This is a genomic window from Micromonospora sp. NPDC004704, assembly GCF_053601675.1.
The window spans coordinates 148,930-161,360 of sequence record NZ_JBSGCD010000014.1; the positions used below are offsets into that span (position 1 = coordinate 148,930).

At 69.7% G+C, this 12,431-nt stretch carries 9 protein-coding genes; all 9 read left to right on the forward strand.

What is annotated here, in order from left to right:
* The first annotated feature begins 236 nt into the window (after positions 1-236).
* The 9 genes from ACWEFB_RS20890 (at position 237) to ACWEFB_RS20930 (ending at position 12,371) form a co-directional block, all read left to right on the forward strand.
* Positions 237-773, forward strand: a complete 537-nt coding sequence (locus ACWEFB_RS20890; protein WP_452287632.1) for a hypothetical protein — start codon at positions 237-239, stop codon at positions 771-773.
* Complete coding sequence (gene pstC, locus ACWEFB_RS20895) at positions 773-1,810, forward strand: phosphate ABC transporter permease subunit PstC (protein ID WP_452287634.1); 1,038 nt, start codon at positions 773-775, stop codon at positions 1,808-1,810. Before ACWEFB_RS20890 ends, pstC begins: the two co-directional genes overlap by 1 nt.
* A 4-nt stretch (positions 1,811-1,814) precedes the next feature.
* Complete coding sequence (gene pstA / locus ACWEFB_RS20900) at positions 1,815-3,242, forward strand: phosphate ABC transporter permease PstA (RefSeq protein ID WP_452287636.1); 1,428 nt, start codon at positions 1,815-1,817, stop codon at positions 3,240-3,242.
* 58 nt (positions 3,243-3,300) lie between these two features.
* On the forward strand, positions 3,301-4,884 hold the full coding sequence (locus ACWEFB_RS20905; protein WP_452287638.1) for a phosphate ABC transporter substrate-binding protein PstS: 1,584 nt from the start codon (positions 3,301-3,303) through the stop codon (positions 4,882-4,884).
* Positions 4,881-7,487: a hypothetical protein gene (locus ACWEFB_RS20910; protein WP_452287640.1), complete on the forward strand. Its 2,607-nt coding sequence runs from the start codon at positions 4,881-4,883 to the stop codon at positions 7,485-7,487. Before ACWEFB_RS20905 ends, ACWEFB_RS20910 begins: the two co-directional genes overlap by 4 nt.
* Before the next feature lie 155 nt (positions 7,488-7,642).
* Positions 7,643-8,680: a hypothetical protein gene (locus ACWEFB_RS20915; protein WP_452287642.1), complete on the forward strand. Its 1,038-nt coding sequence runs from the start codon at positions 7,643-7,645 to the stop codon at positions 8,678-8,680.
* Positions 8,681-8,960: 280 nt separating this feature from the next.
* Positions 8,961-10,004, forward strand: coding sequence for a hypothetical protein (locus tag ACWEFB_RS20920; RefSeq protein WP_452287644.1), 1,044 nt, complete (start codon positions 8,961-8,963; stop codon positions 10,002-10,004).
* Between the two features lie 169 nt (positions 10,005-10,173).
* Positions 10,174-10,923 carry an Ig-like domain-containing protein gene (locus tag ACWEFB_RS20925; RefSeq protein ID WP_452287646.1) on the forward strand — a complete coding sequence of 250 codons (750 nt, stop codon included), beginning with the start codon at positions 10,174-10,176 and terminating at the stop codon, positions 10,921-10,923.
* Between the two features lie 113 nt (positions 10,924-11,036).
* A complete protein-coding gene (locus ACWEFB_RS20930; protein WP_452287648.1) occupies positions 11,037-12,371 on the forward strand; it encodes an Ig-like domain repeat protein in 1,335 nt (444 codons plus the stop codon).
* Positions 12,372-12,431 lie beyond the last annotated feature (60 nt).

Below are 12,431 nucleotides of genomic sequence, written 5' to 3' on the forward strand. Positions count from 1 at the left end.
GCGCTATTGACGTATTGAGCTGGCTGGCGCTGATTGGTGCTACTGGGCGTTATCGAGGCAATGCATCGTACGCCCGCATTTGATCACCCCACGTGAACTGATGTTCACCCCGTGCATGTCTGGCGTGAGCGTACGGCTATGCACGCCGTCACGGGCTGTCCGGAGCCTGATCGCGGTAGTCGCCTTACCGCGACGCCCACAATTGCGCGCCTCGCGCGCTTGACGGGAGGGATCTGGTGCAGCAGTCGCGCTTCGTCTTCCTTTCCATGCCGACAAAGTCGAACGGACAGGTGGACGAGGGTGCCGAGGAGGTGCTGTGGATGCTCGTCTCACCCAACAATCGGCAGCTCGGTCGTGGTGAAGAGGGTTGGCGTACGTATGCCGAGTGTTGGGCGGCGGTGGTCCGGTTGCGGGACGAGCACCGTCGGGCCGACGCGGTTGCCCTGACGGACGAATTCACCGGCCAGTGGGCCTGGCGATTGGATCTCGACAACGAGACCGTCGCCGTTTCCAGCCGGTCGTACCTGCGCGCCCGCGAGTGCAGCTACAACCTGGAACGGTTCCTGGCCGCCGTACCGCTGGCCGAGGTGGTCGAGGGAACCCGGGCGGTCCGCCGGGGACGGCACCCGGTACGCGATCACGAGCCCGCTGCCGAACGTCGGCGCGGCGGGGTGCCGATCCGGTCCGGGATCTCCCCGATCCGGACCCGCCTCTCGGCCGGTGGCGCCGATCCTGCGCACCTGCGCGACGACGAGACGAATACCCGGCTGTGATGCGTACGTCCGACTCCCTGACGACGACGGTCCCCGGCGCGCCGGACGGACCGTCGGACGCGCCGCGTCCGGCTCGGCAACGGCGCGGTCCGGCGGACCTGGCGTTCCGCGGTCTGCTCGGTGGCGGCGGCCTGGTGGTCCTGGCCGTGATGCTGCTGGTCGGTGGGTTCCTGCTGTTGCAGGCGCAGCGGGCGCTGGATGTGGCCGGCTGGTCGTTCCTGACCCGGCAGGAGTGGGAGCCGGATGCCGGTGCCGGTCACTTCGGCATCGCCGCGGTGCTCACCGGTACGGTGCTGATCGCCCTGGTCGCGATCACCTTCGCGGTGCCGCTGGCGACCGGTACGGCGCTCTACATCTCCGAGTACGCGCCGCGCCGGATCAAGCAGACCCTGATCAGCCTGGTCGACCTGATGGCCGCCGTGCCGAGCGTGGTGTACGGGCTCTGGGGGGCGTTCCTGCTGACCGGCAACGTGGTCGGCCTGGCCCGGTGGATCTCCACCTACTTCGGCTGGATCCCGCTGTTCGCCGTCGACGCCGGGGATCCGCGCGATCCGCTCGCCTCGGAGTCGGTCTACACCGCTTCCACGTTCATCGCCGGGATGGTGGTGGCGATGATGGTCACCCCTGTCGCCTGCTCGATCATGCGCGAGGTCTTCTCCCAGGCCCCGGCCGGTGAGCGGGAGGGCGCGCTGGCGCTGGGGGCGACGAAATGGGGGATGATCCGCTCGGTCGTCCTGCCGTTCGGTCGGGGCGGCATGATCGGCGGGACCATGCTCGGGCTCGGGCGGGCCCTGGGCGAGACGATCGCCGTCGTCATGATCATCTCGCCGATCTTCCAGATCCAGCCGCACATCCTCCAGCTCGGCAGCAACTCGGTGTCCGCGCTGATCGCCCTGCGCTACGGCGACGCGACCCCGATCGGCATCTCGGCCCTCTTCGCCGCCGGACTCGCCCTGTTCACCATGACGTTGATCGTCAACTTCTTCGCCTCGATCGTCATCTCGCGCAGCCGTTCCGGCGCGGCGAGCGAGGCCTGAGCCGGTGCCGACGTTGACCCCGAAGCACGCGATCGAGGAGCAGACCGGGATGTCGACCGAGACGCTGTCCCCGACGGTGGCCGTACCCGCGCCCGAAACCACACGGGACCGGGTGCGGTCCACCACCATTCCCACGTCCGCGACGGACCCGTCCGGCGCCGAGGTGCGCCGCCGGACCGCGACGGTGCGGCACACCGACCTGTACGCCGGGGTCGGCGCCGCGATCGCCGCGCTGAGCCTGGTCGCGCTGATCTACACCCAGCTCGCACCGTTCGACGGCGTACTCGGTTTTGTCGTCCTCGCGTACGTCGCGTTCATCGGCTTCTACGCGCTGCTCGTCTCGCTGGACGAGGACGGCCCTGCGGTACGGGACCGGGTGGTCGGCGCGCTCGTCCACAGCGTCGGGTTCCTGCTCCTCGTGGTGCTGCTGCTGGTGATCGGCTACACCCTGGCGCAGGGGTGGAAGGCGATGGTTCACCTCAACTTTTTCACCGAGGACATGTCCGTCACCTCGCCGCTCGCTCCGCTGAACGAGGGCGGGGTGCTGCACGCGATCGTCGGGACGCTGGAGCAGATCACGCTGGCGCTGACGATGACCGTACCGCTGGCCGTGGTCTGCGCCGTGTTCCTCAACGAGATTCCGGGCCGGTTCAGCCGGACGGTCCGTACGATCGCCGAGGCGATGACCGCGTTGCCGTCCATCGTGGCCGGGCTGTTCGTCTACGCGACGTTGATCCTGGCCCTCGGTTACGACCGCTCGGGTTTCGCCGCCTCGCTCGCGATCAGCGTGATGATGCTGCCGATCATCATCCGGGCGTCCGACGTGGTGATCCGGCTGGTGCCGGGAAACCTGCGGGAGGCCGCGCTGGCGCTCGGCGCCTCCCAGTGGCGCACCGTCTGGCACGTGGTCCTGCCCACCGCCCGTTCGGGACTGACCACCGCGGTCATCCTCGGCACCGCGCGGGGGGTCGGTGAGACCTCCCCGGTGCTGCTGACCGCCGGTGGCGCCGACGCGGTCAACTTCAACCCGTTCCGGGACTGGCAGAACTCGCTGCCGCTGGTCACGTACAAGTCGGTGGCCCAGCCCTCGGAGAACATGGTCGCCCGGGGGTTCGGTACCGCGGCCACGCTGATGCTGCTGGTGCTCCTGCTGTTCATCCTGGCCCGGCTCGTCGGCGGCCGCGGTCCCGGACAGCTCAGCCGGGGGCAGCAGCGTCGCCGGGTCCGGCGGTCGGCGCAGGACCGGGCCCGGTACGCCCGCCGCGAACTGCCCGGCCAGATGGACATCCTCGACCTCTCCCCGGACGCCCCGGACCCGGACGCCGATCACCAAGCCGGTGCGGATCCCGGCGGGCACGCCGCTGCCGGACCGGAGACACGGACCGCCCACGAGGCAGTTTCCCGAAATGACAGCGAGGACCGAAATGCTTGACAGGACGTCTTGGAGCAGGCGGGCGGGCGCGTCTTGGCGCAGGCGGGCGGGCGCGGGGGTGCTCGCCCTCGCGACGGTTGCCGTGACGGCGCTGTGGGCCGCCCCGGCCAGCGCCGCACCCGCCTCCGGCCGCAGCTACGTGGCGGTCAGCGGCAGTGGTTCGACCTGGAGCGAGAACGCGCTCAACGCCTGGCGGTCGGCGGTCCGGCAACAGGGGATGACGATCAACTACAGCGGCGGCGGCTCGACCGTGGGCCGGAACAACTTCCGGGAGGGGACGGTCGACTACGCGGTCTCCGAGATTCCGTACGGACTCGAAGGCGACGGCTCGACCCGGAAGTACGCGTACATGCCGATCGTGGCCGGTGGCACGTCGTTCATGTACAACCTCAAGATCGGTGGCAAGCGGGTGACCAACCTCCGCCTCTCCGGCGAGGTGATCACGAAGATCTTCACCGGGACCATCAAGCAGTGGGACGACGCCGCCATCAAGGCGGACAACCCGGGGTTGACACTACCCGCCCGCAAGATCATTCCGGTGGTCCGCTCGGACGGGTCCGGCACCACCGCCCAGTTCGTCATCTGGATGAACAGCCAGCATCCGAAAATCTGGCGGCCGTACTGCACCGCGCTGCGCAACGAGCAGCAGTGCAACGTCCTGTCCAACTTCCCCACCAAACCGGGTGCCGGTTTCGTGGGTCAGCCCCAGTCCAGCGGCGTCTCCTCGTACGTGGCGCAGTCCTACGCCGAGGGTGCGATCACCTACGTCGAATACTCGTACGCGCTGAAGAACCAGTTCCCGGTCGCCAAGGTGCTGAACTCCGCGGGCTACTACATCGAGCCCAAGGCGACGAGCGTGGCGGTGGCCCTGACCAGGGCGGAGATCGACCCGGCCGACCTGACCCAGAAACTCGGTGGCGTCTTCAGCAACCAGGACAAGCGGTCGTACCCGCTCTCGTCCTACTCGTACATGATCATCCCGATCGCGCTCGAGTCCGGGCTCACCGTGGACAAGGGCTACACCCTGGCGAAGTTCGCCTACTACTTCCTCTGCACCGGCCAGCAGTCGGCCGACTCGCTCGGCTATTCGCCGCTGCCGAGGAACCTGGTCGAAGCCGGCCTCCGGCAGGTCGAGCGGATTCCGGGTGCGGTGCACGAGGACATCAGGATCGAGAACTGCAAGAACCCCACCTTCTCCCCGGACGGCACCAACCTGCTCGCGCGCCTCGCAAAGGACCCCGAGCCCTGCGACCAGAGGGGGCCGACGCAGTGCGTGACGGGCACCGGCGGGGCCCCGCAGGACACGCCGGCCGGCGGCAACAACCAGAACAGTGCCGGCAACAGCGCCGGCCCCGGGACCAATAACCAGAACAACACTCCGGGTACGGCTCCGCCGACCACCGGCGCCCCGGCGGTCGTCGACCCGGACACCGGTGAGGTGATCGGCGGCGGTGACGGTGGTGGTGGAGAACAGTTCGTCGCCGGGGTGCCGGTGTCGCTCGACGGTGAGGGCGGCTGGCAACTGCGGCACACCATGATGGTGCTGGCCGGACTGCTCCTGATCGCGCTGGTCGTCGGCCCGCCGCTGATCTTCCGCCGGGCCGGTTCGACACCTACCGGCGACGTACGGGGCACCCGGTGAGCGCGGTTCGGGGCACGGTACCCGTACGCCGCAGGCTGACCACGGCGGTGCTGGCGGTCCTGGTGGCACCGCTCGCCCTACTGGTGACGGGGGCACCCGACGGCCACCGGCCGGTGCTCGCGGCGCAGGCCGTGGACACGCCGACCGAGTCGGCCGTGACCAAACACGGCCGGCCGGGCAGGTACCAGGACTTCTCCGCGCTGGAGGTCACCGTCTCGCAGACGAAGAGCCTGGTCAACCAGGCCGTCACCGTCACCTGGAAGGGTGGCGAACCGACCGAGCCGGTCCGCTACTTCGGCAAGAACTTCCTCCAGGTCATGCAGTGCTGGGGACCGGACCCGGACGCACCGGACTTCCGGGAGACCTGTCTGTGGGGTGCGAGCGGGGCGAGCCCGACGGAACTCTTCACCGGGCCGGACGCCCTGCACCGCCGGGTCAGGGCCAGCTTCCAGGCCAGCGGCGGGGTACGCGAGGTGGACCCGGCCGAGGCCGCCCTGCCCGAGGGTGCCCGGCTGCCACCCGGTGCCGAGTACCCGCCGTTCCGATCGGCCCAGGGGGAGCGGCAGACCTGGGGAACCAGCCCGTTCGGCGAGCCGGCCTGGGTCCCGCCGATCGAGAACTACTTCGACCGGAACACCACCAACGAACTTCCGTTCGGCCGTACGGCACGAGACGGCACCGGTCGCGCCACCTTCGAACTCCAGACCACCACGGAGGAGCGCGACCTGGGCTGCGGGGACCCGATCCCGCAGGCCGACGGTTCGATCAGGGGCCGCCCCTGCTGGCTGGTCGTCGTACCACGGGGTGGGTACGACTGGAACGGCGAACCGCTCGACGGCAATGGCCAGGGTGGCAGGGTCATCGACGGGTCACCGCTGTCGGCGACCTTCTTCGCCGACCGGATCGTGTTCCCGCTCGAGTTCGAACCGGTGGGCAGCTTCTGCGCGGAGAACAACGAACTGCGGCAGACGGTCGGCTCGCATCTCATGGAGGACGCCGCCGCGTCCTGGTATGGCGCGATGTGCGCCGGCAACAGCCGTCCGCCCCTGGTGCTCAATCCGATGGGCGACGTCGACGCGGGCCAGCAGCTACGCGCCGAGGTGTTCGGCGCCCCGGTCGGCCTGGCGTACGTGACCGACCCGGTGGTCCGGACCGAGTACGACCCACCGATCGTCCATGCCCCGGTCACCCTCGGCGCGGCGGTCATCACGTTCCAGATCGAGGGACGGGTTCCGCAGACCGCGCCGGACGTCGACCAGGAGTTGGCCAACGTGCAGGTCCGCGACCTGAAGTTGACGCCACGGCTGGTCGCGAAGCTGCTCACCCAGTCGTATTCCAGGGAGATCGTGCAGGGGGCGGTCGGTGACCGGGTGACGTACCCGAGCCTGCGCCAGGATCCGGAGTTCCTCGTACTCAATCCGGTCTTCGCCAGGTTCGAGACGAACTTCCACCCGTCCGGGATCCTGGTCACCGACGGCAACTCGGCGCTGGCCCACCAGGTCTGGCAGTGGGTGCTGTCCGACCCGGAGGCAGTGTCCTGGCTGGCCGGTGCCAAGGACCCGTCCGGAATGACGGTCAACCCGAACTTCCTGCCCGTCTTCGCCGAGGGCATCGCACCCGCCAACTTCCCGAAGGCGGACCCGAACTGCTTCGACATCGACGGTCCGGTGATCCCGGACGGGCCCGACGACGGTGACGAACCAGACGACGGTACGGCACCCGAGCGTTGCGCCACGCACATCTCCCCGTACGTGGAGTCCCTGCGCAAGGCCGCCAGCCAGACCCTGCGTGGGCAGTCCGGGGCGCAGAACTGGGTGATCAACGGTGACTGCCCGGCGGGTCAGAAGGACTGCTGGAAGGGGGACCCGCCGCAGCCCGTCGGGCAGCGCTTCCTGCTGTCGATCACCGACGCGGCATCCGCCGCCCGGTACGCGCTGCCGACCGCGCAACTGCGCAACCGCGCGGGGGAGTTCGTCGCGCCGACCCAGGCGAGCCTGCTCGCACAGGTGCAGAAGGCGGCCGAGCCGAGCACGGTCGAGGGGGTGACGCAGAACAATCCACACAAGCCGGTGGCCGGCGGGTACCCGCTGGCGATGCTGACGTACGCGGCGGTCAACCTCGGCCGGCCGAAGGAGCAGCGGATCGACTACGCCCGGTTGCTGCGCCACGCGGCGACCACCGGCCAGGTACCCGGCGTGCAGTTGGGACAACTGCCCCCGGGGTACGTCCCGCTGCCACAGGCGTTGCGGGACCAGACCCTCGCCGCCGCGACCGAGGTGGAGAACTACAACGCGCCCACGCCGTCTCCCACCGACAGCGAGACCCCACCCCCGCTGCCGGCCCCACCGGCGGCCAACCCGAACCCGCCGACACCGGGTGCGCCGCCGGCACCGGTTGCCACCGCGAGCCCGAGCCCCACTGCCGTCCCGCCGACCCCGGTGGCGCAGACGACGTTGACCCAGGGGCAGCCGGTCGGGTGGATCCGCTTCGTCATCCTCGTTGTCCTCGGACTGGGGCTGGCGAGCATCATCGCCGGTCCGACGATGTGGCTGCGCGGATATCGCAGGTCGCCGTCAAACAGTTCCGCCTCGACCCGTACCTAATTGCTCTCATCGATTCATTCGGCCTACATGTTGGCGAAACAATACGCACTCGACGTTCCCTTGATCACGGTATCGAGAAGAGCGCCCCGCGACTGATGCTCCTGACGGCCCACCGAGTTCAGCGGCGGGCGCTGTCTCTTGCGAAAGGGAGAACAATGCAGGTGAAGATTTTCGGCAGGACGGCCGGCATCGTCGGGGGTGTGGCACTCGCGATCGCGCTGCTGGCCAACCCGGCCGTGGCCGACCCGAGCTCGACGACCGACTACCGGATGCTGGCCGGCACCGGCTCGGACACCACCCAGGACGCGATGAACGGACTGGCCGAGGCGATCACCGTCGGTGGAAGCAAGGTCATCGCGTCCTGGGACGCGCGTGGCTCGGCGAACATCAAGACCAAGGCCACCGGCTGCGAGTTCGCCCGCCCGAACGGTTCCGGAGCCGGCCGTACGGCGCTGCGCAACTCGGAGACCGTCGGCAACGCGATCGCCGGCTGTGTGGAGTTCGCCCGTTCGTCCAGCGGCACCACCCACGTCCCGAGCGGTAACGGGGTCTGGATCCCGTTCGGTGTGGACGCCGTCTCCTTCGTGATCAACCAGACCAGCGACCTGCCGATCAACATGCCGGTCGGGCAGCTGCGCAACATCTACCGCTGCATCATGCAGGACATCGCCGGCACCCCGGTCCAGCCGCTGCTACTCCAGGCCGGTTCCGGTACGCGGCAGTTCTGGAACCAGCAGATGGGGATCACCGACCAGGAGATCGCGCTCGGCGACTACCCGTGCCTGCTGCCGCCGGCCCAGGGCGGCACCGGCCTGGACCCGGTCCAGGAGCACGACGGCCGGGTGCTGGCCGGACACCTCGACTACCTGCTGCCGTTCTCGATCGCCCAGCACATCGCACAGGGCAACAGCCTGCCGGGCGTCGAGGACCGGCGTGGCCCGTCGGACCTCGGCAGCGTCGGTGGCGCCTCGCCGTACGCGACCGGGTCGAACCCGCGGACGCTGAACACGAACTTCCCGTTCCGCCGGGACGTCTACAACATCGTCCCCACCGCCGACCTGGGCAACAGCCTCATCGACCAGGTCTTCACCGGCGCGGACTCGCTGGTGTGCCAGAACACCGCCGTCATCCAGCACTACGGCTTCGGTGCCGCCGCGACCTGTGGCGACACCTCGCTGCGGGGCACGCTCTGACCGGTGCCGGTCCGGCCGCCGGCCGGTGACGTACCGCTGGAAGCTCGTGCTCGCGGCCGGATCCACGGCCGCGGGCACGAGGCCGCCACGAGCCCCGACGGGCCGGTTGACTCAGCGTAGTCAGTTGGATTCATCTGGCCTTCATGCGGGCGAAGGATTGGGCGCGAAACGTTTCCGAAATACGGGTGTCGATGTATCTGAGGGTCGGTGAATGCTGGTCGTGGCTCATCCAAGAATGGAAATGGGCCGAACCTCCTGTCTCTCTCAGAAAGGGAGAACAATGCAGGTTAAGTCCTTCGGCAAGGCGTTCGCGGTAGCCTTCGGCGCCGCTGTCGCCGTCGCGCTGGTGGCCAACCCGGCCGTCGCCGACCCGGACCCGATCACCGACTACCGGACGCTGGCCGGCACCGGTTCGGACACCACCCAGGACGTACTGAACAGGCTGGGGAACGCGATCACCATCGGCGGCAACAAGGTCATTGCCTCCTGGGACGCGCGGGGCACGGCCTCCATCAAGACCAAGGCCGCCAACTGCTCCTTCACCCGACCCAACGGGTCCGGTGCCGGTCGTACCTCGCTGCGCGACTCGGAGACCCCGGGCAACGCGATCGCCGGTTGCGTCGACTTCGCCCGTTCGTCGAGCAGCACCACCCACGTCCCGAGCGGCAACGGGGTGTGGATCCCGTTCGGCGTGGACGCCGTGACGTTCGCCATCAACCAGAGCAGCGACCTGCCGATCAACATGAGCCTCGGCCAGCTACGCAACATCTACAAGTGCGTCGTCAGCGACATCGCCGGTGTCGACGTGCAGCCGCTGCTGCTCCAGGCGGGTTCCGGCACCCGGCAGTTCTGGAACCAGCAGATGGGCATCACCGACGCGGAGATCGCCGCCGGTGACTACGAGTGCCTCGTGCCGCCGTCGCAGGGCGGCACCGGTGTGGACCCGATCCAGGAGCACGACGGCCGGGTGCTGACCGGACACAACGACTACATCCTGCCGTTCTCGATCGCCCAGCACATCGCGCAGGGCAACAGCCTGCCGGGCGTCGAGGACCGGCGCGGCCCGTCGGACCTCGGCCGGATCGGTGGCGTCTCGCCGTACGCGACCGGGACCACCCCGCCGAACGAGGTGCTGAACACGAGCTTCCCGCTGCGGCGCGACGTCTACAACATCGTGCCGACCGCCGACCTGACCAACCCCACCATCGACGCGGTCTTCACCGGCTCGGACTCGCTGGTGTGCCTGCAGACCACCCTGATCCAGCAGTACGGCTTCGGTGCCGCCGCCAACTGTGGCGACACCTCGCTGCGCGGCAACCTCTGACGATCGGTTCCCGATCCGGTCGGTGAACCGGGTCGGGTCCGGTGAACGACGTCGCGTCCGTGTACGGGCACAACCGGCCACGGGCGCGACGCCACCCGCCCCTTCGACTTCCACGCCTTACACCGTTACTTCGAGGACCGCAGGACCGTACCGAGAGAGGAAGTGCTTCGTGAGCAAGCCCAGGTCTCTGCTCGGCCGGGCGGCAGCAGCGCTGTCGACCGCCGCGATCGTGACCCTTGCGCTGGCCGGTTTCGCCGGGCCCGCGCAGGCGGAAAGCCCCATCCTCGGCACCATCGCCCTGTCGCCGGCGAGCGGCAGCGTGACCGACAACCCGTTCGTGACGGGCGCCGTCGCGTCGGCGGCCTGCCCGACCGGGTACGGCGACAACGTGTCGCTGCGGGTCGGCGCGGTCGGCGGGCCGTACAACCTGCTCGCCCGGATCAGCAGCGACAGCGGGTACGACCAGGCGCCGGTCACCCTGGCCGCCAACCGGTCGCTCGCCACCGCCCTCGGCACCCCGGCCGACGGCACGTACGAGGTCACGATCACCTGCTCCGGCGGCGAGACCGGGACGTACCCGAAGAACTTCTCCACGCTCGTCAGCGTCACCGGCGGCAACTGGGCCGTGAAGAGCGCGGCAGCGACCACCACCAGGCTCACCGCCAAGCCGATCCTGTTCGCCTTCAAGGGCCAGAAGGTCACGCTGGCCGCGACCGTCGCCCCGAACGCGGCCGGCACCGTCGAGTTCTTCGCCGACAACACCAGCGTCGGTACGGCGCCGGTGACCAACGGCAAGGCCACCGTGTCGACCACCGCGCTGCCGGGTGGCCTGCTCAAGCTCGAAGCGACCTTCATCCCGGACGACCCGCGCCTGCACCGGTCCTCCCACTCGCAGATCTGTTACATCGTGATCGGTTGACCTGTCACGCCAACGCACGGGCGGGTGGCCGGAGGTCCCTTGTGGACGTCCGGCCACACGGCCGTGTTTCCCGCCGGACACCGGCCGTGTTTCCCGTCAGAGAAAGGAATCTCGTGAACAGGCTCACCCGCCTCGTCCACCGAGCCGGCGCGTCGATGGTCGCGGCCGGGATACTCGGCGTCGCCGCCATGACCGGCGCGGTGCTGGTCGGACTCGCCCCGTCGGCGCAGGCCGCCGTCCTGGGCGCCCTCACCCTCAACCCGTCCAACGGCACGCTGGACGCCAACCCGGCACTGATCGGAGCGTCCACCCCCGCGGCCTGCCCGATCGGCTTCGGCGACCAGGCCGTCCTCAAGATCGGCCCGGTCGACGGCGGGTTCGTCAACCTGGCCAAGATCGCGTCGGCCGAAGGGTACGACCGGGCCCCCTTCACCCTCGCCGCCGACCGATCCATCCTCGACGCGGTCAAAGCGACCTTGCTGGCACCGGGCGACTACCGCATCACCGTGACCTGCATCAGCGGGGTGAACGGCCCGAGCCCCGACCAGTTCGAGACGGTGATCACCGTGTCGGGCAACAACTGGGAGGTCAAGGGGGGCGGCGGCCCGACGAACACGCCGACGACCACGGCCCTGACCGCCTCGCCGACCAGCACCGCCGGACTGGACGAGACGGTGACCCTGACCGCCCAGGTGACTCCGCCGGCCGCGACCGGAACCGTCCGGTTCAGGGCCGGGCAGGGCAGCACCGCTATCGACCTCGCCGCCCCCGCCGAGGTGACGGAGGGCCGGGCCACGGCCGGAGTACCCGGTGACGTGCTCGGGGACGGGGTGCACCAGATCACCGCGGTCTTCACCCCCACCGCCGGCACCAGCTACGGAGCGTCCACCTCCGCACCCCTGGAGTACGAGATCACCGACGCGTCCGTACGGACCACCACCGCACTCGTGGTGACGCCAGCGGGCTCGGCAGCACAGAACGCGGAAGTTGTCCTCACCGCGACCGTCACACCCGCGACCGCGGTGGGCAAGGTGAAGTTCGTCTACCGCAGCGCCTCGACCATCGGCACCCCGGTCGACCTGGTACGGGGCACGGCGACCATCCGGACCAACAGCCTCCCGCCCGGCGACTACCCCCTGACCGCCAGGTTCGAACCGACCGATCCGGGAGCGTGGGAGCCCTCGGACGCCACGGTCTCGTACCGGATCGCACCGGCGCCCACCCCGACGGCGACACCGACCGCCACGCCGACCCCGACGGAGTCGGCCGTGCCCAGCGAATCGCCGACGCCGAGCCAGACGCCCAGCGAGAGCCCCGAACCGGGCGGTGGCGGCGGCAGCCTGGCCCTGACCGGCAGCTCGATCCCGACGCTGGTGACCGGCGGATCCGTGCTCGTCGGCACCGGCATCGGCGTGCTGCTGCTGTCCAGGCGCCGCCGCAGCCACTGACCGGTCGGAGCCGACCCCCGCGGGCCGGCTCCCACGCCACGCGTCCGCCGCCCGGTGGCG